We start from the raw sequence: 24,877 nt of genomic DNA on the forward strand, positions 1-24,877 counted from the left end.
TGGCAGGCGAATCTGAAAGATCGCGCCATACTTTAGCCGTCACAAAAGATGCGCTTTCGCCGTGTTATCGTAAGACCCCGCCACTCCCGCGAGGTTCTCCATGCTGAAGAATTACAACGTCCTGAAGGGTACGGCGAGCGCACTCGCTCTTGACGACGACAACGATCCGCACATCGAGATCCGCATTGAGGCGAACGGCGTCAGCTACCGCATCGCGCTCAACGTCCGCTCCAAGGAATCGCCACACGACTTGCTCTACGCCAATATCGTCGATTTCAAGCACCCGGCGCTGACCGAGGCGCTCGAAGCCCTGCCGATGGGCCTGACCGACATCCGCAAGGACCGTCCGGAGCTTGCCATCGACTATGTCCGCGGCGGGCTGATCGAGCGCGAGGACATGAATGTCGCGCCCTTTCAGCTCACCGGCCCGAAGAACGACCTGCGTGACTTCATCGAGCCGATCGTCCAGGAGGGCATTGTCGATTCCGACGTACACTTCTACGCCTTCGGCGAGGCCTGGGGGCCTGAGAACAACAAGCCGGACCAATATTTCGACTTCGAACCGGGCAACGGCATCCACGACATCCACATGAACCAGGGCGACGGCGGCAGCTTCAAGGCCACCAACGGGCCGAACCAGGATGGCGCCCTGCTCGTCCATTTCAACGATACCGACGAATGGGCGGCGATCTTCCTCTGCTTCCAGTCGCAGAACTGGAACACCGATGCGATGACCGGTCATCCGCTTTCCGACAGCCGCGGCGGCCAGGGCCGCGGCGAAGGCACACGCCGGCCGCAGCCGATCGTCGCCTCGTCGCTGCGCATCGCCGCCGCGCTGATCAACCCGGTGAACGGCGAAGGCGGCACCGAGGCCGAAACGGTAACGATCATCAACCGCTCCGACATGGAGGCATCGCTCGACGGCTGGAAGCTGGAGGACGAAAACGGCAGGAGCCAGACGCTGTCGGGATCGCTTAGCGCCGGCGAGTTGCGCACCATAGCGCTCGATGCCGCAGCCGGCGGCCCGCAGCTTGCCAACAGGGGCGGCGACATCATCCTGCGCAATGCCGACGGCGCCGTGGCCGACCGGGTCGGCTACGGCAAGAGCGAGACGGCGAACGAAGGTTGGACGACGATCTTCTGATCGGCGCCCTGGCTGCCTGGTTTGCAAAACGGGGAGCCTATGGAGCTGTATGGCTTGTGCCACATGTTGCTCTTCGCCTGCGCTCAGTGCATTCGCGGCTCTCTGCCGCTCACCCCCTCAACCGGCTGCCGCCACCTTCTCCCCGCTGGGGAGAAGAGATTCGCGGCAACGCCTCGCCTCCTCGAAAGCGTTCGTTATGGAAGCGAAAGCTTACGGCTTGCTTCCTCTTCTCCCCAGCGGAGAAGGGGGCCCGAAGGGTCGGAAGGGGGCCGCACGGCACGCCCTCTCCTCAACCTCTCACGTCAGCCGCCGATTTCGGCCGAGATCAGCGCGCTCAGGCGGCCGATGCCGTCTTCGATCATCTGCTCGTTGGCGCAGGAGAAGCTGACTCGGAAGGTGTTGGCGCCTGAACCATCGGCGAAGAACGCCTTGCCGGGCACGAAGGCGACCTTGGCGGTTTCGAGTGATTTCGCCAGCAGCTTGGCGCCGTCCATGCCCTCGGGCAGCGTGATCCAGATGAACATGCCGCCCTCCGGCTTCGTCCAACTGGTGCCTTCCGGCATGTATTTGTCAAGTGCGGCCAGCATGCAGTCGCGGCGCTTGCTGTAGGCGGCCTTGATCTTGGCGACCTGCGCATCGAAGCCGCGCTCGGCGACATCTGATATCGCCATCTGGTTGATCGTCGAAGAATGCAGGTCGGCCGCCTGCTTCATCAGCACCAGCTTGCGGATGACGGGCGCGTTTGCGACGATGAAGCCGACGCGAAGACCGGGTGCCAGCGTCTTCGAGAAGCTGCCGCAATAGATCGTGCGCGTATCGTTGATATGGCCCTTCTCGGCGATCTCGAGCGCCAGGATCGGCGGGATCGGATCGCCGTCGTAACGCAGCGACTGGTAGGCCGCATCCTCGATGAGGGCGATGTCGAGATCTTCTGCCAGTGCCAAGACCTTTTTGCGGCCGTCGAGATCGACGGTCTCGCCGGTCGGGTTGGAGAAGTCGGCGGAAAGATAGGCGAACTTCACCTTGCCGCCGGCAGCGGAAGCGGCCGCGCGGTAGGACTCGGGCGTCCGATTACCGTTCGGCGTCAGCTGGTCGTAGGCTGGTTCATAGGCGTTGAAGGCCTGCAGCGCGCCGAGATAGGTCGGCCATGTCACGAGTGCGGTGTCATCAGGCGACAGGAAGAGCTTGCCGAGATAATCGAGACCCTGCTGCGAACCGGACACGATGAAGACATTGTCGAGCTCGCAAGGGATGCCGAGAGCCGCCATCTGCCCGACCAGCCATTCGCGCAGCGGCTTGTAGCCCTCGCTGACCGAATATTGCAGCGCCGAATTGACGGCGGCGCCGTCGAAGATATCGGCATAGGCCTGCTTGAATTCCCGATCCGGAAACAGCGCCGGATCAGGAATGCCGCCGGCAAAGGAGATGATGTCGGGCCGGTCGAGAAGCTTTAAGAGCTCGCGGATTTCGGATGCGCGCATGCGCGACGAGCGCGACGCAAACATGGTGTCCCAGTTCAGCATGGAGTTTCCTCGTATTTTCTATACCGCCGACAAATCATGCCGCGGAAATTATGTCAATAATACTGACCTATTTTCTTGTCACGGTGACAAGTGTAGACGCCATCCGATATCAAGGCGCTCGATCCAGAATTTGCTGCTCGATGTCAGCCCCATCAAGCGATTATTCCGCTGATCAAAGCCGAAACCGGCCGATTCAGACCTTTCCAAGACCAGCCCGGCGGCAGTAGTGTCGCCGCCACTATTCAATGTACTATCAAGGTGCCAGCAATGACCGCGACGACCCCTCCTGAAATCAAAATCGAACTCCACAAGTCTCCCGTCTCCGACGCCGACCGCATAAAGGCACTGGCGACGCCCGGCTTCGGCAAGGTCTTCACGGATCATATGGTCCTGGCACGATGGACTGCCGACAAGGGCTGGCATGATGCGAAGGTTACGCCGAGGCGTCCTCTGGAGCTCGATCCTGCAAGCGCCGTGCTGCACTATGCTCAGGAAATTTTTGAAGGCATGAAAGCCTACAAGGCAGATGATGGCCGGATCCTGCTCTTTCGGCCTGAAGAGAACGCCCGCCGCTTCATGCAGTCGGCAAACCGCATGGCGATGCCTCCCGTGCCGGAAGAACTCTTCCTGAAGGCGGTCGAAGAACTGGTCCGCGTCGACAAGGCCTGGATTCCGTCCGGCGACGCCAGCCTGTACATTCGCCCCTTCATGTTCGCCAACGAGGCGTTTCTCGGCGTTCGTCCGGCTCAGGAATATATCTTCTGCATCATCGCCTCTCCGGTCGGCGCCTACTTCAAGGGCGGCGCGAAGGCCGTCTCCCTTTGGGTCGAGACCGAATACACCCGTGCAGCCAGCGGCGGCACGGGTGCGGCAAAATGCGGCGGAAACTACGCAGCCAGCCTCGTGGCGCAAGCCGAGGCGTCGAAGAAGGGTTGCGATCAGGTCGTCTTCCTGGACGCCGCAGAGCACCGCTGGGTCGAAGAACTCGGCGGCATGAACATCTTCTTCGTGATGAACGATGGATCAGTAGTGACCCCGCCCCTTGGCGGCACGATTCTGCCGGGCATCACCCGGGCCTCCGTGATCGTACTCGCCGAAGAAAGGGGCTTGCGCGTCGAGCAGCGCCCCTACTCGTTCGCGGAATGGCAAGACGACGCTGCCAGTGGCAGGCTCGCCGAAGCCTTCGCTTGCGGCACTGCCGCGGTCCTGGCGGGCATCGGCCTGGTTCGACATGCCGGCGGCGAATTTCCAGTCGGAGACGGACACACCGGCAAGTTGACCAGCGAACTGCGCCAGCAGCTCGTCAGTCTGCAGAAGGGCGTAACGAACGATGAGCACGGCTGGACGCGCCTCATCCCGGCCTGAAATCCGGACGTTCCACACCAACGGCGGCGTCAGCACCGACATGGTGGACGCCGCTTTCCGCCTCGCCCGGAAAAGCCGTCGGGCTGGCGATCTATTCCGCCCTCGTCGGAGTTCGTTTCGATCTGCACGATACATTACGTATGTTCTTCGAGCCGACAGCCATTAAGCAATCCGCGGATCGCTTTCGAAACGGACGCCGCCCGGTTTTTTGGGGCCAAGTCAGCCGGGAAAAACCATCGTCAACTTCCCATTTGGCGACAGAAATAGTACCGACGCCAAAACGGTTCGCCATTGACCGACGCCAAGTGATTTCTTACTATCTATTAATCGATAGAGGAAAGGTAAGAATGGCAACCGCAACCCTCTCTACAAAATTCCAGATCTCCATTCCCAAGGAAGTGCGCGAACAACAACACTGGTCGGCGGGACAGGAATTCGTGTTCATTCCCAAAGGCAAAGGCGTATTGCTAATGCCGGTCCCGACGCTTGCCGATCTTCGCGGCATCGCCGAAGGTGCAGACAAGACAAACTACCGCGACCGGAACGACCGTTTCTGATGCGCGTGATCGACAGCTCCGCATGGATAGAATGGCTGACGAAAAGTGCTGCTGGAATCCAGCTGCAGGCCGAAATCCCGGAACGCGATCAATGCATCGTTCCGACGATCGTGCAGCTCGAGCTTTCCAAATGGCTGGCACGCGAAAAGGACGAGGAAGCCGTCGACAGCTTCATCGCTTATACCGCAACATGCATGGTTGTTTCTCTCGACACGACGCTTGCTCGCCGTGCTGCCGAAATATCGGCAGCCCATAAACTCGCCACCGCCGATGCGATCATTTATGCAACCTCGGAGCGCCACGATGCCGATATCCTGACCTGCGATGCCCATTTCAAGGATCTCGAACGCGTCATCTATATCGATAAAAAAGACTGATCCGCATGTGACCCAAGCCCTCGACGGCTGGGCACAACGCTTCTATCACAAACCGGGAAATGATAATCTGGCATCTGGAATGGCTGAAAACCGGCATGTGCAGGCGGCACCGAATCCAATGGCGAAAATGACGATCTCGCTTCCGGATAATCTGGCGGAATACGTCGAAAACCGTGTCGCAAGCGGCAGATACAGCAGTGCTGACGCATTCCTGACAGAGCTCATTCTGAAGGACCAGCTCCATCACAAGCTTGACGACGACGAACTGCGCAACATCCTGAGACAGGCTGAGGAAAGCGGCCCGAGCGATCGACGCATTCCCGACATCCTGTCGGAAACGAAGGCGAAGCTGCGTGACAATAGCCTATAGGCTGACCCGAAAGGCGGACGCGGTGCTATCAGGCATCGACGAATATGCTTGCCTCAACTTCGGCGAGGCGCAGGCAGACGCCTATCTTCTCGACTGGGACAGGATTTTCGTGCTTCTTTCCCATGCTCCCTCCATGGGAGAAGAGTGCGACGAACTCGGCGTCGGCCTTCGCCGCCTCCTCCACATGCGCCACGTCGCCTTCTACCGGGTGACATCGGCAGGGATGGTCGTCATTGACATCATCGACGCGGACCGGCTTCCCGAAAGACATCTTCAATCCAACCAACGCCCGCGATCGGCCGAACAGCATGCCTCTTGAGCGCACCTTTTACTTCTATGAGGAAAATGCCGAGACCTACGCCAACCGGGCGCGCGGCCTGCCAAAGCAGCAGCTCGATGCCTTTCTCGCTGGGCTTGCGCCGGGTGCGGCCATCCTCGAACTCGGCTGCGGCGGCGGGCAGGACAGCGCCTACATGCTGGCGCACGGTTTCGACGTGACGCCGACGGATGGCTCGGCCGAGCTTGCAAGAAAGGCCGAAGTGCTGATCGGCAGGCCGATCAGGGTCATGTTGTTCCAAGAGCTCGACGCCGATAGCGCCTTCGACGGAGTCTGGGCACAGGCAAGCCTTCTCCACGTCCCGAGGCCCGAGCTGCCCGCCGTCTTCGCCCGCATCCGGCGTGCCCTGAGGACTGGCGGCATCATTCACGCGACATTCAAGGCAGGCGATGCGGAAGGCCATGACGGCTTCGGTCGTTATTACAACTACCCCTCAGCCGAATGGCTGTCGGAGCTTTTGACGAAGGGCGGCTGGCGGAATATCGCCATCAGCGAAAGCGACGGCGGCGGCTATGACGGCAAGCCGACCCGCTGGCTCGTGGTGGGCGCGCAACGATAAAGGCCAGAGCTTCCGCCCTATGTTCGGCACGCAGTTCTTGGCGCCGTCGCGATTTCAGGTGAAAACGCCGCTCCCCCTCCGTCAATAGAGAACAAACCCTTCTCCTTGAGTGTGTTGGCTCCCAGTCGTTTCGTGTCGGCTGAGACATCGAGAAACTCGCGCACGATCGTCGGATTTTTCTTCTTCAGCGGGAACCGAAAACCATCAAGGGGGTTCGATCACAATCTGACGAAGCCGGCTATAGCTGAACATGCCGCAGGTATCTCAAAAGCGGACGAGGATTGGACGGGGAGATACCAAAGATCTCTTGTTGACCACCTGTCTCCCAGGATGGATTGCCCGTTCGCTCGCCAGAAGCGGAATTCACCGAATGAGCCAATTGGCAGACATGAAGAACGCCGAACTTCTCAAACTCTCGGGGATCGGCCCTCGGTCCGTTGAGCAGATACGGTCGGCTGTTAGAAAATTCAAGCGCAACCGAACACACATCTCGGCGGCGCGTTCTAAGGAATGATCGACGCTGCGGATTGGAGTAAGGAATGAATGAGAAAGCTCGACTGGAAAGCGACATCGCAGCCCTGAGGCCATGGTTTCACAATCTGCGAATTAACGGCGTTCAAACCGCGCCGGATCATTTCCTCGGTGACTATCCGTCCTTCAAATGGGCACACTTTCAGCAGGTTGTGCCTGAAGATCTCAACGGATGCAGCGTTCTGGACATCGGCTGCAACGCCGGGTTCTACTCGCTTGAAATGAAAAGGAGAAATGCCGGGCGGGTCGTCGGAATCGATTCCGACCCGCATTATCTCAGGCAAGCTGAGTTCGCAGCCAGAGAGACAGGTGAGGATATCGAGTTCAAGCTGATGTCGGTGTACGAGGTGGAAAAACTCAGGGAGAGATTTGACCTGGTCCTTTTCATGGGTGTCCTTTATCACCTGCGGCATCCGCTACTGGCACTCGACCTTCTGCATGAGCATGTTGTCGGCGGAAAGATGCTGTTTCAATGCATGCAGCGGGGTGAAGAGGAAGTCGCGGCACTCGAGGAAAATTACGACTTCTCCGACGCGACAATATTTGAGCAGCGCGGCTTTCCGAAGCTTTATTTCGTGGAAGAACGTTACGCCGGCGACCCCACCAATTGGTTCATTCCGAACAAGGCGGCGGTCGAAGCGATGCTGAGAAGCACTGGCTTTGTCATTCGTGCAAATCCGGAACGGGAAGTTTATCTGGTGGAACATGGGACGCGCCATCCCATGGCGGAACCGCCTCCGGCACTTTGCTGAAGAAATTCAGGTCCAAACCGCTTCTGCAGTCAAATATCGATCAATTGGGGCAGGCGGTCCAGGTAACGTTTGATGGTGCGTTCAATGCGCGCTGTCTCGGCGCAGTCGACGCTGCCCCTAGCCTGCGACCACAGTCCTATCTGAAAACCGAGATAGCAAGCCTCAAAAAACCTGAGTACATCGTCGCGCAAGTCGCAATCCGCTTGCCGAGCGACGAGATCGGCAAGACGTTCGCGCTCCTTGCTCGACAGTTCGAACTCCACGCAAGCACCCACGACGTCCCAGGCGATGTCCTGGCACCCAATCAGATCATGGGCCGCATTGTGGTCGAGCGCATCCGTTTTTATGATCCGCCCGGTGGTGCTCGTCAGCCATTCCCATGGGTGAAGCCGGTTGTCCGTATCGACCCGTCGCAATCGTCCGGCTAGCCGCTCGGGCATGCCTATTGCGCGCCTCAATATTTCTGCTGTGTTCGATCCTGCCGCTTCCGCGATATTGAAAATTGCCATTTCGCAAAGTTTCTGGATCGACGCGCCGCCGTTTCGTGCCGGGAGGTGACGGGCCCGAAAACCAAGATAACGTCCGAGGTGATCCACCATGTGGCGCCTGCCTACACCGCTATTGTCGAGGGGCGTTCCATCTATCCATTCTTCGATGATGAATCCGTAACAGGTGCCGACAATCCTCGGAATAAAGCCGGCTTCGCTCAGCAAAGAGCCTCTGCGCGCCTTGTCCACGTCGCTCCCGCAAAGCCCGGCAAACTTGACGTGCCAGGCTTCTCCTTCGGCTTCCATCAGGAACTTGCGTTTTTCCATCTGCATGTGGCTCGGCGGCCAATGCGAAGGATCGCGATACCGAACGCCGCGCCATGCGCCACCGGACAGATCCCGCCACGACGATCTCGCAACGCTAACGACATCGGCCGCCCATGTGTGCAGCCGATGTTTTGGGTCTTGGGCCTTCAGAGTAAGATCATCGAAGCTGACGACATGGCGTGGTCGATCTCGCCAACGGGTCAGATGCGTCTTGCTCGCATGCGGACCCGGCTCACCGGCGTGACTTGGGAAAAAGTGAAGCCGACCGGACGCCACGCCATTTGCCTGCAACCAGTCCCCGACACAGCCGAACGAACTCCCCGATAGCCCCGGCCCCTCATCGACGATAGCAAAATCGGTATCGGGATGGGCAAGGATGCGCTTGGAAAAATCGGGCGTAGCATTTACCTGCCGCTCGAACGGGTGGCCCGTCGGCCGCAGCGAATAGGCAGGCTCGGCACCCAAGGCTGCGGAAACCATGGCCGCCAGTCCGGTCCCGATGCTCCGTATCCCGATGACGACCGTCTGAGGCGTTAGTTTCGAGATCGAAGCCGCTTCGATATAGCTCTCGGGATACAAAGCATAAAAGGCGTAGCCCTCTGCCCGCTTCATCCGTACCGGATCGGTGCTGTCTAAAGATTCGAGTTTGGCTGTCCAATCTTTTGGAAAGGACAAAATCCCGGCAAATCCGTCTCGCCACGACTGCATGACCTCCCGCGCCTGCATGAGCAAAAGTTTCGCGCCGGCGTCCTGAAGCTCGGACACATCGTCGGCGCCTTTTTTCCCGAATTCTAGATCGGCCAGTGCCTGGACCAATTCTCCGGTCAGGATGAACGCCTGGACTAGAGTTTCGTGGCGCTGACGGCTTGGCTGCATTTCGATACACGCCATCATCAATCCTCTGATCGATGCGCGCACCGCTGCTGCGCTCTCGATGTGCTCGACATCGCCATAGACCAGCATCCGGTCCTCCTCTTTGCCACGTTGCCTGCCCGAACTGGCTGGATGATCGTTAGTCGCAATTGAAAAAATCGGAAGAACTGGGAACCGTTGCGGCTCCCGCTTGTTAGCTTTGTAGATGCCTCAGAAAGCAGCCCCTGGAGGGAACCATGCGTTCGAAATCCATTCGCGTTGGATTGGTGGGAGTTGGCAATTGCGCCTCGTCATTGGTTCAAGGACTTACATACTATGATAACGCCCGGGAAAACGAGCCGGTTCCAGGCCTCATGCATACTGATCTCGGCGGCTATCATGTGCACGATATTGAGATATCCTGCGCCTTCGATGTTGCCGCTTCAAAGGTAGGGCGAGATGTCGCGGAAGCGATCTACGCCGAGCCGAACAACACTCACCGTTTTGCAGATGTCACTCCGATTGGCGTGGAGGTAAGGCGCGGCAGGACGATGGATGGGATAGGGAAGTATCTTCGGGATCGGATCGAGGAATCGACCGAGCCTTCAGCGAACGTGGCGGAAATCCTCAGGCAAAGCCAGACGGAAGTGCTAATTTCCTATCTTCCCGTTGGCTCGGAAGAGGCAACGAAGTGGTACGCCGAACAGGCGCTGGCGGCAGGTTGCGCCTTTATCAATTGCATTCCGGTATTCATAGCCTCCAAACCGGAATGGCAGCAGAAGTTCGCTGCCCGAAAGCTGCCGATCATCGGCGACGATATCAAGAGCCAGGTGGGGGCAACGATCGTCCACAGAATGCTCGTCAATCTCTTCCGCGAACGGGGCGTCCGTGTGGACCGCACCTATCAGCTCAATTTCGGCGGAAACACCGATTTTCTCAATATGCTGGAACGCGAGCGGCTGGAATCGAAGAAGATCTCCAAGACCCAGTCGGTCACCAGCCAATTGGATATTCCGCTTCCAGCAGACGATGTACATGTCGGACCGAGCGACCATGTCCCTTGGCTCACCGATCGGAAATGGGCTTATATCAGGCTTGAAGGCACCACTTTCGGCGGCGTGCCGCTCAACGCAGAGCTCAAGCTTGAGGTGTGGGACTCCCCCAATTCCGCTGGCGTGGTCATCGATGCGATACGCTGCGCGAAATTGGCCCTCGACCGAGGCGTTGGCGGAGCCCTGACAGGGCCGTCGAGCTATTTCATGAAATCGCCGCCGCAGCAGTTCACTGATTACGAGGCCCGCCGGCGAACGCAGGATTTCATCGATGACCTGGAGGATGTTTTGCGCGGGGCCGCGGAATGACGGTAACGTTCTTCCTGGTCCGCCACGCCGCCCACGACAATGTCGGGAATTTCCTGGCCGGCTGTACGGCCGGGATTTCGCTTGGCGAAGCCGGCCGCTCGCAAGTTCAGGGTCTCGGGCAGAGGCTGCGCCGCGAGGACATCACTGAGATCTACACCAGCCCGCGCGAACGTACACGGGAGACGGCAGAAGGTATCGCATCGGCCTGTGGTCTGTCTCTACCGCAAACAGACAATGCTTTGGACGAGGTGAATTTCGGCGACTGGTCCGGAAAGACGTTCGAAGTCCTTAATGACGATCCTCTGTGGCGGCGGTGGAATACCACACGTAGCCTCACCCGCACGCCAGGAGGCGAGACGATGCTGGACGTTCAAACTCGGATCTTCGGCCTAATGGAGACTTTGGCCAGCGGCGGTGACAAAAACCGAATAGCTCTGGTCTCTCATGCCGATGTCATCAAGGCGGGTGTGAGTCACGTCCTGGGATTGCCGATCGATGCTTGGCCCAGATTTGATATTGCGCCCGCCTCCGTCACGACAGTTGTGATCGGTGACTGGGGTGCAAAAGTGATGACGCTCAACGAAGTGACCTTATAACCCGTTCGTTAAATCCTGCCCGGGGAAGTCAAATGATCGAAGCTGCAATGATCTGGAACGAGCCGAACAACAAATCGCACTGGGATCCGGAAATCGATCCTGAATGGAGCCTATTTGCGCAAATGGCAATCCTCGCCGCCGATGCCATCGGAGCCAAGAATCCGGAACTGACGAAGGTACTCGGCGGGATATCTCCAATCGACCCCCTCTTCATCAGCCGCATGAAAAATTACGGCGTGCTCGATCACCTCGATGCCGTCGCGCTGCATGGATTCCCGCTCGACTGGAACCTCTGGCAGATCCATGAGTGGCCGGAGAAGATCAACGAAATTCGCGCTGTCACCGATCTGCCGATCTGGGTCAGCGAAGTGGGTGTCTCGACATTCGGCGCCGAGGAAGTGCAGTTGTGGGGTTTGCAACGAACTGCCGAGTTGCTCAAGGGTAAAGTCGAGCGCTTGCAATGGTACAGCCTCTACGACCTCCCCCGATCATGGGAGGCAACCACCCGTCATCGCGAAGCCGAAGGCTCCTCCTATTACCGGCACTACTATATGGGCATTCTGCGTGAAGACGGAACGCCCAAACCGGCGCTTGAGGAGTTTGCCAAACACACGCCGGATTTCGGGCTGGTGCAATGGTTCCACTTCGAAGACCCGCGGCTGGATGAAGCCGCCGCCTGGATGAAGCGCTTGGGAGTAAAATCTGTGCGCACCGGGCTTTCCTGGGCGGACCGATTCCGGCCCAATGCCCTCGACTGGTTCGACCGGCAGATGCGTGCCCTCGAAGACTTCGACGTAACGGCGACATTCTGCTTCACGCCCGAGCATAGAGGTATCGCGCCGCACCATACGAGTCCGCCTCTGGTGCCCGAAGAATTTGCCGGGTTCTGCGAGGAAATGGTTGAGCGCTACGCACCGCGCCAGGAAAGCGGACATATGTCACGCGTTGCCAAGTCAGCTGCCCGATTGCTGGGCCTCGAATCACGTGCGTCCCTCGGAGCCGGCTAAACCCAGGCTCCGGGCTATCCTGCCGATCGGCCCTCGGGAATAAGCCACCCCCTGATAGCATGCCAAGGCCGCACGAGCCCACAGGATGTAAAGTCTGGGGCTGCGTAGGAAACGGGCGATTGAAAAGACCCGGTGACTCCAAAAGCTGATCCAGTAGCGCATGATGTAGACCGCCTTGCGCTGCGAAGACAGACTATGGCTGCCGGCACGGACACGTTTGCGCGGGCGCATACCCTTACGTGGCCAGGTCAAACGGAATGAGAGGCCCTCGCGACGCTGACGGAATCCCGCAGCTTGGGTCGCTACAACAAAATCGGCGTCGACGTGAGACAGTGCGATCCTCTTGTCATCTATCCCCGCAAAGATCGCATCCAGAAGGGCCTTTGAGCGGACGATAACCACATTCGTCCCGCGTCCATCCGAGGAATAGGGCTCCTTCCAGGCATCCCCGAAAGCGATATCGGCCGTTTCCGCAACGACGTCGTCGCAGAAATTGCAGGCGGAATTCTGAAAAAAGCCCGCCCCCCAGTCCCCATCGGCCAGATGCCACCAGTCTTGGGCACGCGTATCTCCGTTTTCGAGTGTCAGTTGCGTCCGATACCAATTCGCAGGTCGATCCGGGGACTTTATCCTGTAGTCGAGCCGTTTAACCTTTCCGATATCCTCACCCATCTGCCACGCGAAGCTTTCAGCCATGCGCGCGCTTTTCATATGGCCGCAAAACAGCCCAAGCGTGAAGGCAATGCGCTCCTTCAATATTGGGTCATCGGCACAGGCTAGTCGCACCGCCTTGATGAAACAGGGAATACCAACCACGGCATACCGGCCGGGCGCCTCGCGAATGGACTGAAGCACTCCGGAAAGTTCGACTGGATAATATCGAGATTTGGCGCCGGCCTGAAGTTCCTGCAGATTGCGTGACAGCAAATAATGAAACAGGCGCCCTTCCAACAGCGGATCATCGCTCTCCTTGACGTGAGCCACACCGTCAACCAGCCCCAGGCGCAGCAGCTCCGCCGCCACCCAGGTGACCATGCCCCCGGAACTGCCCTTCGAACGGTATTCCCCTTCCTCGACATGGCCGACAAAAGCAGCCTCGAAACGACCCAGTAGAGGGTCTTGGTTTTTCGCGCGGGGAAAATATTCGGCCGCCAATTCGTCCTCGTCGCGAGCCATTGGCGAAAACGGGCAAATTCGGGCAAACTCTTCATCACCGCCCTGCAACCAAGTCCGTGGGGCTGTGGGCTTCATCTGCCCGTATCGGTCGAGTCCCATGCGCACATCAGGCCGTGCTGACTTTGCGACGCAGGAGCCGCAGCCGATGCAGAGGCCGGAGGCCGCAATATCCCCGGGGCCGATGCCCGCAGTGAGATGATCCTGCTGCTGGGAGCTATTGCAAGGCATGGCTGAGATAGGCGGTGGATCTATGACGCAAGGAAGTTATTTGTTGCGAGATAGCCGCGGGAAGTGGGTTATCAAGAATAACATCTAGATGCGATGGAATCATATCCTCGGTGAGGACATGATGCTCGGCGCGGACAAGCTGCATCAGATCGCGAATCTTGTTGGAGCGATAATCGGAGAGGACGCATGCAAACGGCTTTTCGTTGACAAGCGAAAACACGCACCCATGAAAGAAGTTCGTCACGACAGCCTTAGCGTCGGATATGAACCTGGCGAAGTCCTCCGGCCCGGCATCGATCCATTGCTCGTCGGCCCAATCGTTCCGATAGCCGATGCTGACGAGCGGGTAGCCCCGATCTCCTGCCCACCGGCGCACCGCATTTTGGAACCAGGTTGGAAAACTGTGCCCGTAAACGGCTATATAAGATGCCGCATCCCCGTCATCTCTGCTCGCAGTCTTCATCTGCGGAAATTGCAGACACGGGTCGAGAACGAGTTCTGGCTCCCGTCCCAACGTCTCGCGGATGATCCGCTCCGAATGGAGATCCCGGACTGAAATATGAGAAAACTTTCGCAACTTTTCCGCCCAACCCTCCAGCCGCTCCGACGATGCCAGACTTCCAAATGTCGCGGCATAGGAGATAGTGCGCCCGCATCGCAGGCCCTCACCATAAAACACTGGATACCCGCCATACCAGGGATGGCGAAGGTTCCACACCTCGTCGCTGCCGACGACGACGAGCGAAAACTCGTCCATTGCGGCCGGATTCTCCAAGGGAAAAGGCGATGAAAGAGGTAAGCTGGCAAAGGAGTGAAAGAATTTCCGGATCTTCGCTTTATAGAGCGGGTGGTCTTCCTTCGGCGTTGCAACAGGAAGCAGCGGTTGCAGCGCGCATTGCCATTCGGCGCGGTTCACGCGATCGGACATGTGTTCCAGGAGAACGGCTTCGACTCCCATGGACGCGAGGCCTTCGGCCAGACAGCGTGCCTGCCAATAGGAGCCGTAGTTTATGCAGCGATGAAAGGTAAGAATCCCGACCTTAAGCATTTGGTCCCTGAAGCATATCGAATACCCTCCGATAACCGTTCAGTTCCAGTTCCGTTCCCAACAAACCGAAGCTCGCCTCTTGGTCCGCGACGAGAAGTTCTCCTGAGAGCGCCAATTCGCATCGAACCGGAACCTGTCGCGGCGTGACGTGACCAGCCGGTGCGCGATTGCCGCCTGTTCGGGAGCCGTTTCTTCTGCATGTCGCGATGAAGTAGATAACCCCCAGCTCAGCCGGGGGTTGTCAGCAGTCTGGAGGCCGGAGCTTTCACTCCGACTTTCTCATTTTATGTCACAGGACCGCTTAGTTGACCGACTTGTCGACCAGCTTGTTCTTACCGATCCAGGGCATCATGCCGCGCAGCTTGGCGCCGACTTCCTCGATCTGGTGGCTGTCGTTCAGGCGGCGGATGCCCTTGAAGCGCGAGCCGCCGGCGCGGTATTCCTGCATCCAATCGGACGTGAACTTGCCGGTCTGGATGTCCTTGAGGACACGCTTCATCTCGGCCTTGGTCTCGGCGGTGATGATGCGCGGACCGGAGACATATTCGCCCCATTCGGCCGTGTTGGAGATCGAGTAGTTCATGTTGGCGATGCCGCCTTCATAGATCAGGTCGACGATGAGCTTCACTTCGTGCAGGCACTCGAAATAGGCCATCTCAGGCGCGTAACCGGCTTCAACCAGCGTTTCGAAACCAGCGCGGATGAGCTCGACCAGACCGCCGCAGAGAACGACCTGTTCGCCGAACAGGTCGGTTTCGCACTCTTCGCGGAAGTTGGTTTCGATGATGCCGGAACGGCCGCCGCCGACACCGCAGGCGTAGGAGAGCGCCAGTTCAAGCGCATTGCCGGACGCGTTCTGGTGAACGGCAACGAGGCAGGGAACGCCGCCGCCCTTCTGGTATTCGCCGCGAACCGTATGGCCCGGGCCCTTCGGTGCGATCATGACGACGTCGACCGAAGCCTTCGGCTCGATGAGGCCGAAATGAACGTTGAGGCCGTGAGCGAAGGCGATGGCTGCACCGTCACGGATGTTGCCGGCGATGTCAGCCTTATAGATGTCGGCCTGCAGTTCGTCCGGGGTGGCCATCATCATCAGGTCTGCCCAGGCGGCAGCTTCGGCAACCGTCATGACCTTGAAGCCGTCGGCTTCGGCCTTCTTGACGGTCGGCGAACCGGCCTTCAGCGCGATGACGACGTTCTGGGCGCCGCTGTCCTTGAGGTTCAGCGCATGGGCACGGCCCTGCGAACCGTAGCCGATGATGGCGACCTTCTTGGCCTTGATGAGGTTGAGATCGGCATCACGATCGTAATAGACGCGCATTTGAAGTTCCTTCCCTTTGCTTGTCTTGTTGACTGTCATTAAAGCGGAATCAGCCGAGAACCGGCATCTCCGCCAGAACCTTGTCCGTGCCATAGAGCCTGAGGAAGGCGGTCACCGCCCTCTCCGCCTGGCGCGCGGTATCCTTGAGGCCCGGTTCGCCGAGCAGCATGCGCACATGCAGGTCGGAAACAACAAGGCCGTAAAGCGTGTGATAAGCCTCGTCGGCATCGGAAAAACGCAGGAGCCCCGCCCGCTTCCCGGCATCGATCAGCGCCATGGCGCGCCGGTCGATCTGGCGGCGGCCGCGCTCGAGCAGCAGCTTGCCGAGTTTCGAGCCGTCGCGGTTCGACTGGCCGATCGCCAGCCGGTTCAGCGCCAGCGAGACGTCGCCGGCGAGCACTTCCAGCAAGTCACGCGCAAAAATGACGACATGGTCGTGCAGGCTCGCCGCCGTCAGCCGCTCGCCGTTGCGCTCGAAGGTGCGCACCTTGCTCGCCTGGTAGGCGATCATCGCAGACAGCAGCCCGTCGCGATCACCGAACCATTTATAGAGGCTTTCCTTCGAACAATTGGCGGCGCGCGCCACACCCGAAGTCGTCAGCGCCTTCTCGCCGCCATCGACGAGCAACTGCAACGCCTGCTCCAGAACGGCGTTCTGGCGCGGCGAAAATTCGCTCGGCTCTGCGGTATCGACGGACACGATCATGGCTCCCATATACGTACCGTACGGTACGGTTCGTGAGGTTTATGCGATAAACCGATCAGCTCGTCAAGAAGTCCTGATTGATTTTTTAATAGGGGAAACCGCGATGAAACACCAGAATTGGATAGGCGCGAATCCTCGGCGATCGCATAATGTCGCGCTATACCATTTGCCCGGAGGCTTCGATGTCACGCCTGTCTGCAGCTCTTCTCCTACTCGGAGCAATTCTCCTTGGCGGCTCAGGCGCTTTCGCGCAGTCCAACAGCGACGTCTATAACCGCATCGAGGAACTGCACGGCGATGCCGCGGGCTTCGACCGGCCGCTGCGCCAGCTTGTCAAGGCGATGCGCTCAGGCGACGCCGAGACCATCGCCGGCCTTGCCGAATACCCGCTGACGATCAAGGCCAACGGCGAGACCTACGATGTCGAGAACGCTGAGGATTTCATCGACAATTTCGACGATCTCGTGACGCCGGGAACGCGCCGCGCCGTCGGGCGCCAGCAATACGAGGATCTCTTCGTCAATAGCGACGGCGTCATGCTGGCCGGCGGCGCCGTCTGGATGGGCGCGGTCTGTGAGGACAACAGCTGCGAGGCGAGCCATTGGGCGATCATCGCGATCAACAATTAAAATCCGGCGATGAGGAAAAGCCGATGAAATACCAAATAGCCGCCGCGGTCATGATTGCAGCTCTTGTCGTCGCAGCCAATGCGCGGGCCGCCGAGACCCGCTGCGGCTGGATCGAGAATCCGACGCCCGCCAACTGGTGGCTGGAGGACGCGGAGAACACCTGGACGATCATGACCCAGGGCGACGATGCCGGCGAGGTCGAAGGCATGGAGCTGATCCCCGACATCTCCGAACATGATTATGTCAGAACCAACGGTACTTACGGCTACGCCTGCGCCTGCGTGAGTGTGGAAACGGATGGCAAGGACCGCATCACGCGCATCCTCTCCTTCCGCCAGCTAAAGCTCGCCAAATGCCGTGCCGACAGGGCCCTGAAATTCCCCGGCTAACCAGCGCCTCACCCGAAAGCCGGATACGGTTTTCGGGTATGCGCCGTTTCAAAGTGACGGAACGTCTTGGGGTCCTGCCGCCGCGCGCGGCCTCTATTCCGCCGCCATGACGTCGCGGGCGCCGTCGACATCGCGAGCTGGCGAGGCGCCGTAGAGGCGGCTGTATTCACGGCTGAACTGCGACGGGCTTTGATATCCGACGCGGTGGCCGGCCGTGCCCGCATCGAGGCGCTCCACGAGCATCAGCCGGCGTGCCTCGTGCAGGCGAAGCTGCTTCTGATACTGCACCGGCGTCATCGCCGTGACCGATTTAAAGTGATGATGGAAGGACGACACGCTCATGCTGACGCGGTCGGCAAGGTCTTCGATGCGCAGTGGCCGCGCGAAATTCTCCTTCAGCCATGCGACGGCGCGCGCGACCCTGTTGCTGTGGCTGTCTGCAGTGGCAATATTGATCAGCCGCGCGCCATCCGGCCCGGTCAGCACCCGGTAGAGGATTTCCTGCTCGATCAGCGGCGCCATGGCAGGAATGTCGCCTGGACGATCGAGCAAGCGCAGCAAGCGGACGGCAGCATCCAGGAGCTCCGGTGGAGCGACGTTCACCGCCATCCCGCGCTGTCCGTCAGTATCGGCGGCTGGGCGCGGAATATCGATCCGGCTGAGCAATTCCAGCAGTTTTTCCGAGTCGATTGCCAACCCCAGGCAGACATGCGGAACCTCAGGGCTTGCCTCCGTGACGCGCCAGGCGACCGGCAGGTCGAGCGAGGTCAGCAGATAGTCGCCAGTCCCGTAGCTGATAAGTTCCGTGCCGAGGCGCAAGCTCTTGGCGCCCTGCAGGACAAAGGCAAAACAGGGCCGGTAGCTGCTGTGCAGCGGATCGCTGGGCTTGGACCTACGGCTGATGTGAAGATTGCCGATATCAGTCGCAAACTCGCCGTCACCAGCCGCGAAGCGCATCGCGATATCGACAATTTCCTGATAGGGGCTGAAGGGCAAAGTCATGCGGCAACTCTTTCTGTCAATTGTCTGACGCCGGCGATACCGCTCTTATCTAGAGTGCCTTGGCCATTTCACAAACAGGCCGGCGCCTCACTTTTGCAGGATCGTGCAAAAAGCTGAGAGGATCGCTCTAACTCTCTGCCGTCGTTCCGGGCAATAGTCCACCATCTCTTTCAACCCCCACCACAATCGAAAAGGATGGTTCCCATGCCTATTGCAAGAGGCTACGCCGCGACCGACGCTTCCAAGCCGCTGACCCCTTTCACCTTCGAACGCCGCAATCCGAACCCCGATGACGTCGTGATCGACATCAAGTTTGCCGGCATCTGCCATTCGGACATCCACACTGTCCGCAACGAATGGAAGAACGCCGTCTATCCGATCGTGCCGGGCCATGAGATCGCCGGCATCGTCTCGGCCGTCGGTTCCGATGTGACCAAATTCAAGGTCGGCGATCGCGTCGGCGTCGGCTGCTTCGTCGATTCCTGCATCGGCTGCGCCGAGCGCGACCTCGATCGGGAACAGTATATGCCGGGGCTCGCCGGCACTTACAATGACTTCGAAGCCGACCGCAAGACACGCACCCAGGGTGGCTATTCCGACTCGATCGTCGTCAGGGAAGGCTATGTCATGTCCATTCCGGACAATCTGCCGCTCGATGCCTCCGCGCCGCTGCTCTGCGCCGGCATTACGCTCTACTCGCCGTTGCGCCACTGGAATGCCGGCCCCGGCAAGAAGGTCTCGATCGTCGGCATGGGCGGTCTCGGCCATATGGGCGTCAAGCTCGGCGCCGCCATGGGCGCCGATATCACCGTTCTCTCCCAGAGCCTTTCCAAGAAGGAAGATGGGCTGAAGCTCGGCGCCAAGGAATATTACGCCACCAACGACCCGGAAACCTTCACGAGACTCGCCGGCACTTTCGACCTGATCATCTGCACCGTCAGCGCCGAGATCGACTGGAATGCCTATCTCGGCCTCCTGAAGGTGGATGGTTCCTTCGTGGTGGTCGGCGCGCCGGAAAACCCGATCCCAGTGCATGCGTTCTCGATCATCCCCGGCCGTAAGAGCATATCAGGCTCGATGATCGGCTCGATCAAGGAAACGCAGGAAATGCTCGACTTCTGCGGCGAGCACAACATCGTCTCCGAGATCGAGAAGATCAACATCCAGCAGGTCAACGAAGCCTATGAACGCGTCCTGAAAAGCGACGTCCGCTACCGCTTCGTCATCGACATCGCCTCGCTGGTGGCCTGAAGAATGGGCGGCGGCTCCTTCGGGAGCCGCCGCCGGACAGGCGACTAGATCGGCCTCCAGCGAAGCCAAAACTTGCGGCCGGGCGACTGGATCGAGATGGCGATGAGGTGCGCCGCCAATAATGACAGCGGCAAGAGGAACACGGCCAAGGAAATAGCGTCTCGGCTGCATTCGCCACCCCACGAGGTATTTCCGAGCCCGAGATAATTGCGCAGGGCAAAACAATCATCCACTCCGAACGTTGCGAGCAAGATCAGTAGCGGTACGTGCGCGAGGTAGAGCGGGTAGGAAATTTCACCCATCCAGGTGGCGAAGCGTTCGAGCCGCGCGTTTCTCGCCAGCCCCAAGCCGAACCAGATGATCATGGGGTGAGCGATAAATACCAGGAGCAGATAGTATTTCCTCTCGGTGAGGATGAAGCCCGAATAAAGCGCCGTGAGCGCGGCCACCAGAATCAAACTGGCCGAGGCGGCAAGCCTGATGCGGAAGCCTCGTCGCCAAAGATGACTGATAAGTACGCCGCCGTAAAAAGATACCAGCACCCGTGGAAAGCCTCCGAGAATATCGCCCCAGACGGAGCCCGGCGGGTACCGAAAGTGCCATAAAGCAACGACGAATGCTGGCGCTGACATCGCGACGATGAAAACAGCCACTCGGAGACGCGCCGCAGTAAAAAGAAAGACCACGTTGGCCACGACTTCAAAAAACAACGACCATGCCGGTCCGTTTAAGGGCAGGATGCCGAGGACGGTGTCAGACGGCGCCGGAAGCATGAGCAGGCTGGTAACGGAGGAAACGGCAAAAGCGTTGATGCTCCAGTTTTCGAGATGGCCAATCAATGGGAAAACCGAAACAGCGCCCAGCAATGTGCAGGCGAGGTAGACGGGATACAGCCGGGCAATGCGGTGACTGATGAAATCTCGGCGGCCGCCCGTCTGTAACAGGCTCTCGCCGTACTTTTCCGACAAAACGAATCCGCTTAACATGAAGAAAAGATCGACAGCAGCATAAGCAACGGGAAACGCATTGCTGGAATGATAAACGAGTACGAGTATTGCAGATGCCCCACGCAACAGATCGAGCATCCAGAAACGATGCTTTCCCTCAGCTGCTACGTCACTTGTCATGCAAAAATCTCACGCTCTATTCCAAGCCAGCGAGCTACCATTATTCGATACGAAGACATTTGGCGAGGGAATAACCCTGCATCAACGCTCACTATACACTGCCGAACCACCTCCAGATCAGGGCTGTACTCAAATGGGGACACCCCGCAGACGCAGCAGATATTCGGCACCGTTAAACGGATCGGGGCCGGAGCGCACACGTAAACGAGGCTGGCCGGTAACCGGAGCGTAGTGATCAAAAGAGGTTTCCATTATCCCCGCCCCGCTCGTCAGGCCCGGCAATTGCTGCTGAACGCTTTGGATCACCTGAGACGCCATGGTGCCCTCGAGCCGGGCGACGCCATCGGCGATCGCCGAATCCATCATCGCCGCTGCCGATTTCGCAAGCAAAGTGAGCACACCGCTCAAGCTCTCCGCGGGCGCTTCAAGATGAAAGCGGTCGATCGGCTCGCAGAGGACAGTTTGCGCAGCCGACAGTGCATCTGCCAGCACCCAAGGCGTGAGCTGCCGGAAATCGGCGGCCGTGCTTGCAGGCGAGCTGTGCCGAGCTGCCGTCATCGCCACGTGGCAATCGATGACCTGCCAGCCGAAAATCCCCTGCTTCAGGGTTTCGAACACGGTCTCCTCGACCGCTCGATAGAAGGCTACAGGCATCTGGCCGACATCCACTTCGAGCGCAAAGCTGTTGCCCGCCCCGGGAGGGCGCGGCTCGACGCGCAGGCCGACGGTTGCCAGGAAGGGATTGGGCTCCTTGAAGAGGACCTGCAGGCCGGCCCCGGTGCCGACTGGCCTCTCGACCAGGATGACAGTGCTTTCCTCGAACCTTGCCTCAAGGCGGAAATCCGTCAGCAGGGTCGATTGGATAACCTCCTTCTGCACCTCGCCGTAGAGCGACACGAAGACTTCGTCCGTCTCCTCGTTCCGGCGCAGATTGATCAAGGGATCCTGTTCGGCCATCTGGTTCAGCGCCAGCCAGAGCGCCGCCTTGCCGGAAGGCCGGCGGGCCAGAACCCGGGTTTCGAGCGTAGGCGACGCGAAATGAGCCCGCCCGCCCGTGAGATCTCCGCCCACCGCATCCCCGATGCGGGCACCGGCAAGGCCGCTGATGCGCGCGATCTGCCCGGCGCGGAAGCTTGCGGCGCCATGAACCCCGCCAGCCTCGAACACATGGATCGCGGTCACCCGTTCCGGGCCTCTGGGCAGGTCCAGATATTGCCGGAGCCGCACCGTGCCTGAGGCCAGGTAGATGTAGGAGAGCTTTTCCCCGCCCCAGCCGCGTTCGATCTTGAAGATCTTGCCAGCGACCGGACCATCCGGATTGGGGCGACGCCCGGGCAGGATCGTCGGGCGGGGATCCCGACACCGGTCATCGCGGCTCCCGCGAAGACGGGATGCACGAGGCCGCTCGCCACCTGATCGGCTAAGCAGCGCCCGAGCCTTTCCGCCGTCAGCCAATCGGCAGCGAGTACATAGTCATCGAGCAGCGCCTCATCGTTTTCCCCGAGGGTCTCGCAGAGCACCGAAAAGAGTGGCTCGTCTCCCAGAGCAAGCGTCTCCACCCAGACAAGCTTGGCTCCCGCATCGATGACCGAAGACATGGCGATGGGGCGGACCGCCAGCTGCGCGGCAAGGGCCTCGACAACCTCTTGATATCGCGCGCCGAGACGATCGACCTTGTTGACGAAGAAGACGAAGGGAACGCCAAGCCGCCGCAGCGCCCGTACCAGAACTCGCGTCTGGGCCTGTACGCCTTCGACCGCCGAAATGACGACGACTGCGGCATCCAGCAATCCGAGCACCCGCTCGACCTCGGCGATGAAATCCGGGTGACCGGGCGTGTCGATGAGATTGACGATCCTGTCGCCGACCGTGAACGACACCACCGCGGTCCTGATCGTGATGCCGCGTTGCCGTTCGAGCTCGAGAGTGTCCGTCTGTGTATTGCCGGTATCGACGCTGCCAAGCTTGTCGATGACGCCGGCGTCAAAAAGCAGTCTTTCGGTAAGGCTAGTCTTGCCTGCATCCACGTGGGCGAGGATGCCCAGATTCAAAGTGCGCATGAACCACCAACTTCTCAGAATTTCGAATGTGATTTTCGTGAGAAGTGAATCGGCGCATTGGAACCTCTACCTGGTGATGGCGACGGCTGGATGCAGAACCCCCAGTGGTCTTCGGAGGCGCGGGCGGAATGGTAGAGGCGTGTCGGGAGATATGTCAAGCTTGGGCGTATGACGTTCACGCGTGGCTGGTTTCCTGGACCGGCGTGCCGTGGCCGCCCCCCTCTGCCCTGCCGGGCATCTCCCCCACAGGTGGGCTAGGGCATATACATAAGTCGGTGCGACGGATTGACTCGGTTTGCGGGGGTCGGATTCCTTTACTGCGGGCCGTATGATTGTTTTGGCGACGTTTTGATTTGGGAGCGTCGCCGATGGATGTAGGGCATGATTTTTCGTTGGGCCGGTTTGGAGATCGTCGTCTCGATAAAGGGGGGCGGTGCTGCTCCGTCGCATTGTGCTGCGCGAGACGGTTTGCCTTCGCCAGTTGGCCGAGGGCAACCATTCGCAGGAGATCCGGTTCGGGCGTTTTCTCAACAACAGTGCGGTGAGCGTGGAAGAGATCATTGCCGGCTGGAGCCAGGAGACCCGGTCTGCGGTTGAGGGTCGCCACGTGCTGGCGCTGCAGGACACCAGCGAGATCAAGTTTGCGACGACGCCGGACAGCCGGCGGGAATTGGGCAAGATCAAAAAAGGCAATTGCTTTGGCCTTTTGCTGCATCCGATGCTGGCGCTCGATGCCGACACCGGCAGCTGCCTTGGCCTGGTGGGCGGCCGGGTCTGGACGCGGGGTAGCGAAGAGCTTACGCCGCATGCCGAGCGGCCGTTGAACGAAAAGGAATCGCGGCGCTGGGTGGAGACGGCAGAGGCGGCCAAACTGGTGCTTTCGCGTGCGGCCCGGGTCACGGCGATCGCCGACCGGGAGGGTGACTTCTTCATCATGTGGGCGCGCCTGCCCGATCGGCGCTTCGATCTTTTGTCGCGCGTCATGCATGACCATGCGCTCATCGACGGTTCCAAACTGCGCCGCGCGGTCGAAACGGTGGCGTTTTGCGATACTCAGACGATTGATCTGCGCGAGCGCGCCGACCGTCCGGCGCGGCAGGCGACGGTGTGCCTGCGCTTCGGCGAAGCGACGATCCGGCGGCCGCAAAACCTGCGCGAGGCCGGCCTGCCCGATGGCGTCAGGCTGAGCTGGGTCGAGATCGTTGAACCGGCCGCCCCCGACGGTGTCGAGCCCTTGCACTGGCTGCTCCTGACCACCCATTGGCTCAGCAGCCCGGCCGATGCCTGGCAGATCGTCGCCTGGTACAAGCAGCGCTGGATGATCGAGCAGTTCTTTCGGGTGATGAAGAACCAAGGCTTCAAGATCGAGGACAGCCAGTTGCATCTGGCGGCACGGCTGGAAAAGCTCGTCGCCATCGCCGCCAAGGCCGCAGCAATCGTCCTCCAGCTCGTCCAAGCCCGCAGCGGCGGCGATCACCAGCCGGCAAGCCTGACCTTCACGGCAGCCGAGATCGATACCCTCGCCGCCCTCGAAAGCCGTTTCAAGGGCACAACCAAGCTGCAGTCCAATCCCCACTCTAAGGCCTCGCTGGCTTGGGCCGCCTGGATCATCGCCAAGCTCGGCGGCTGGAACGGCTACGCCTCGGCCAAGCCGCCGGGCCCAATCACCTTCTTCAACGGCCTCAAATACTTTCGAGCCGTCGCCGATGGATGGGCTTTGCGAGATATGTATATGCCCTAGCACAGGTGGGGAGATTGACTGCGCGCAAACGGCTTCCCAAACAATCAGCGATT

Annotated in this window: 24 protein-coding genes and 1 pseudogene; 16 read left to right on the plus strand and 9 right to left on the minus strand. The window is 59.7% G+C overall.

What is annotated here, in order from left to right:
• The first annotated feature begins 100 nt into the window (after positions 1-100).
• On the plus strand, positions 101-1,144 hold the full coding sequence (locus tag N2600_RS14035) for a DUF2278 family protein (RefSeq protein ID WP_260296548.1): 1,044 nt from the start codon (positions 101-103) through the stop codon (positions 1,142-1,144).
• A 302-nt stretch (positions 1,145-1,446) separates the two neighbouring features.
• Here the strand turns inward: N2600_RS14035 and N2600_RS14040 are convergent, their stop codons facing one another.
• Positions 1,447-2,667, minus strand: a complete 1,221-nt coding sequence (locus tag N2600_RS14040; RefSeq protein WP_170260736.1) for an aminotransferase-like domain-containing protein — start codon at positions 2,665-2,667, stop codon at positions 1,447-1,449.
• 267 nt (positions 2,668-2,934) lie between these two features.
• Here N2600_RS14040 and N2600_RS14045 point away from each other — a divergent pair, with 267 nt between their 5' ends.
• The 8 genes from N2600_RS14045 (at position 2,935) to N2600_RS14075 (ending at position 7,515) form a co-directional block, all read left to right on the plus strand.
• Positions 2,935-4,032 (plus strand): branched-chain amino acid aminotransferase, encoded by a 1,098-nt coding sequence (locus N2600_RS14045; protein ID WP_260109011.1) that lies wholly within the window; start codon positions 2,935-2,937, stop codon positions 4,030-4,032.
• A gap of 347 nt (positions 4,033-4,379) precedes the next feature.
• The gene (locus N2600_RS14050; protein ID WP_017964988.1) at positions 4,380-4,589 is read left to right on the plus strand and encodes an AbrB/MazE/SpoVT family DNA-binding domain-containing protein; all 210 of its coding nucleotides are present in this window, start codon (positions 4,380-4,382) and stop codon (positions 4,587-4,589) included.
• Positions 4,589-4,966 carry a type II toxin-antitoxin system VapC family toxin gene (locus tag N2600_RS14055; RefSeq protein WP_017964989.1) on the plus strand — a complete coding sequence of 126 codons (378 nt, stop codon included), beginning with the start codon at positions 4,589-4,591 and terminating at the stop codon, positions 4,964-4,966. The genes N2600_RS14050 and N2600_RS14055 overlap by 1 nt, the downstream gene beginning before the upstream one ends.
• A 118-nt stretch (positions 4,967-5,084) precedes the next feature.
• Complete coding sequence (locus N2600_RS14060) at positions 5,085-5,336, plus strand: ribbon-helix-helix domain-containing protein (RefSeq protein WP_260109012.1); 252 nt, start codon at positions 5,085-5,087, stop codon at positions 5,334-5,336.
• Positions 5,320-5,655: a type II toxin-antitoxin system RelE/ParE family toxin gene (locus tag N2600_RS14065; RefSeq protein WP_260109013.1), complete on the plus strand. Its 336-nt coding sequence runs from the start codon at positions 5,320-5,322 to the stop codon at positions 5,653-5,655. Before N2600_RS14060 ends, N2600_RS14065 begins: the two co-directional genes overlap by 17 nt.
• Entirely contained in the window at positions 5,645-6,232 is a 588-nt protein-coding gene (locus tag N2600_RS14070; RefSeq protein ID WP_260109014.1) for a class I SAM-dependent methyltransferase, read from the plus strand. The genes N2600_RS14065 and N2600_RS14070 overlap by 11 nt, the downstream gene beginning before the upstream one ends.
• 388 nt (positions 6,233-6,620) lie before the next feature.
• Complete coding sequence (locus N2600_RS34615; protein ID WP_445944939.1) at positions 6,621-6,746, plus strand: hypothetical protein; 126 nt, start codon at positions 6,621-6,623, stop codon at positions 6,744-6,746.
• Positions 6,747-6,771: 25 nt separating this feature from the next.
• Entirely contained in the window at positions 6,772-7,515 is a 744-nt protein-coding gene (locus tag N2600_RS14075; RefSeq protein ID WP_162116044.1) for a TIGR04290 family methyltransferase, read from the plus strand.
• Between the two features lie 29 nt (positions 7,516-7,544).
• Here the strand turns inward: N2600_RS14075 and N2600_RS14080 are convergent, their stop codons facing one another.
• Positions 7,545-9,293: a hypothetical protein gene (locus tag N2600_RS14080; protein ID WP_260109015.1), complete on the minus strand. Its 1,749-nt coding sequence runs from the start codon at positions 9,291-9,293 to the stop codon at positions 7,545-7,547.
• A gap of 146 nt (positions 9,294-9,439) precedes the next feature.
• Here N2600_RS14080 and N2600_RS14085 point away from each other — a divergent pair, with 146 nt between their 5' ends.
• The 3 genes from N2600_RS14085 to N2600_RS14095 are packed head-to-tail and all read left to right on the plus strand — an operon-like array spanning position 9,440 to position 12,146.
• Positions 9,440-10,543: an inositol-3-phosphate synthase gene (locus tag N2600_RS14085; RefSeq protein WP_260109016.1), complete on the plus strand. Its 1,104-nt coding sequence runs from the start codon at positions 9,440-9,442 to the stop codon at positions 10,541-10,543.
• Positions 10,540-11,139, plus strand: a complete 600-nt coding sequence (locus N2600_RS14090) for a histidine phosphatase family protein (RefSeq protein ID WP_170255044.1) — start codon at positions 10,540-10,542, stop codon at positions 11,137-11,139. The genes N2600_RS14085 and N2600_RS14090 overlap by 4 nt, the downstream gene beginning before the upstream one ends.
• Before the next feature lie 32 nt (positions 11,140-11,171).
• Positions 11,172-12,146: a beta-xylosidase gene (locus N2600_RS14095; protein WP_017964997.1), complete on the plus strand. Its 975-nt coding sequence runs from the start codon at positions 11,172-11,174 to the stop codon at positions 12,144-12,146.
• Here the strand turns inward: N2600_RS14095 and N2600_RS14100 are convergent.
• From N2600_RS14100 to N2600_RS14115, 4 genes are all read right to left on the minus strand, one after another.
• The gene (locus N2600_RS14100) at positions 12,120-13,421 is read right to left on the minus strand and encodes a Coenzyme F420 hydrogenase/dehydrogenase, beta subunit C-terminal domain (RefSeq protein WP_260109017.1); all 1,302 of its coding nucleotides are present in this window, start codon (positions 13,419-13,421) and stop codon (positions 12,120-12,122) included. The genes N2600_RS14095 and N2600_RS14100 overlap by 27 nt on opposite strands.
• Before the next feature lie 115 nt (positions 13,422-13,536).
• Entirely contained in the window at positions 13,537-14,598 is a 1,062-nt protein-coding gene (locus N2600_RS14105) for a polysaccharide pyruvyl transferase family protein (protein WP_260296549.1), read from the minus strand.
• A gap of 301 nt (positions 14,599-14,899) precedes the next feature.
• Positions 14,900-15,919, minus strand: coding sequence for a ketol-acid reductoisomerase (gene ilvC / locus N2600_RS14110; protein ID WP_026154226.1), 1,020 nt, complete (start codon positions 15,917-15,919; stop codon positions 14,900-14,902).
• A 49-nt stretch (positions 15,920-15,968) separates the two neighbouring features.
• The gene (locus N2600_RS14115) at positions 15,969-16,634 is read right to left on the minus strand and encodes a TetR/AcrR family transcriptional regulator (protein WP_018074237.1); all 666 of its coding nucleotides are present in this window, start codon (positions 16,632-16,634) and stop codon (positions 15,969-15,971) included.
• 140 nt (positions 16,635-16,774) lie between these two features.
• Between N2600_RS14115 and N2600_RS14120 the strand changes: the two genes are divergently transcribed.
• Positions 16,775-17,254, plus strand: coding sequence for a hypothetical protein (locus N2600_RS14120; protein ID WP_260109019.1), 480 nt, complete (start codon positions 16,775-16,777; stop codon positions 17,252-17,254).
• 23 nt (positions 17,255-17,277) lie between these two features.
• Positions 17,278-17,643 (plus strand): DUF4087 domain-containing protein, encoded by a 366-nt coding sequence (locus N2600_RS14125; RefSeq protein ID WP_222383997.1) that lies wholly within the window; start codon positions 17,278-17,280, stop codon positions 17,641-17,643.
• A gap of 93 nt (positions 17,644-17,736) precedes the next feature.
• Here N2600_RS14125 and N2600_RS14130 read toward each other — a convergent pair whose 3' ends face one another.
• Positions 17,737-18,645 (minus strand): AraC family transcriptional regulator, encoded by a 909-nt coding sequence (locus N2600_RS14130; protein WP_260109020.1) that lies wholly within the window; start codon positions 18,643-18,645, stop codon positions 17,737-17,739.
• A 204-nt stretch (positions 18,646-18,849) separates the two neighbouring features.
• Between N2600_RS14130 and N2600_RS14135 the strand changes: the two genes are divergently transcribed.
• Positions 18,850-19,896, plus strand: a complete 1,047-nt coding sequence (locus N2600_RS14135; RefSeq protein ID WP_260296550.1) for an NAD(P)-dependent alcohol dehydrogenase — start codon at positions 18,850-18,852, stop codon at positions 19,894-19,896.
• A 44-nt stretch (positions 19,897-19,940) separates the two neighbouring features.
• Here N2600_RS14135 and N2600_RS14140 read toward each other — a convergent pair whose 3' ends face one another.
• Together N2600_RS14140 and N2600_RS14145 are read right to left on the minus strand one after the other, a co-directional pair.
• Complete coding sequence (locus tag N2600_RS14140; protein WP_222279028.1) at positions 19,941-21,023, minus strand: acyltransferase family protein; 1,083 nt, start codon at positions 21,021-21,023, stop codon at positions 19,941-19,943.
• Positions 21,024-21,152: 129 nt separating this feature from the next.
• Positions 21,153-23,083: pseudogene (locus tag N2600_RS14145) on the minus strand (GTP-binding protein).
• 433 nt (positions 23,084-23,516) lie between these two features.
• On the opposite strand from N2600_RS14145, the gene N2600_RS14150 reads away from it, so the two are divergent.
• The gene (locus tag N2600_RS14150) at positions 23,517-24,824 is read left to right on the plus strand and encodes an IS4 family transposase (RefSeq protein WP_017963437.1); all 1,308 of its coding nucleotides are present in this window, start codon (positions 23,517-23,519) and stop codon (positions 24,822-24,824) included.
• The last annotated feature ends 53 nt before the right edge of the window (positions 24,825-24,877 follow it).

The sequence above is a fragment of the Rhizobium sp. WSM1274 genome, from assembly GCF_025200775.1.
In the GTDB taxonomy this organism is placed as follows: domain Bacteria; phylum Pseudomonadota; class Alphaproteobacteria; order Rhizobiales; family Rhizobiaceae; genus Rhizobium; species Rhizobium leguminosarum_I.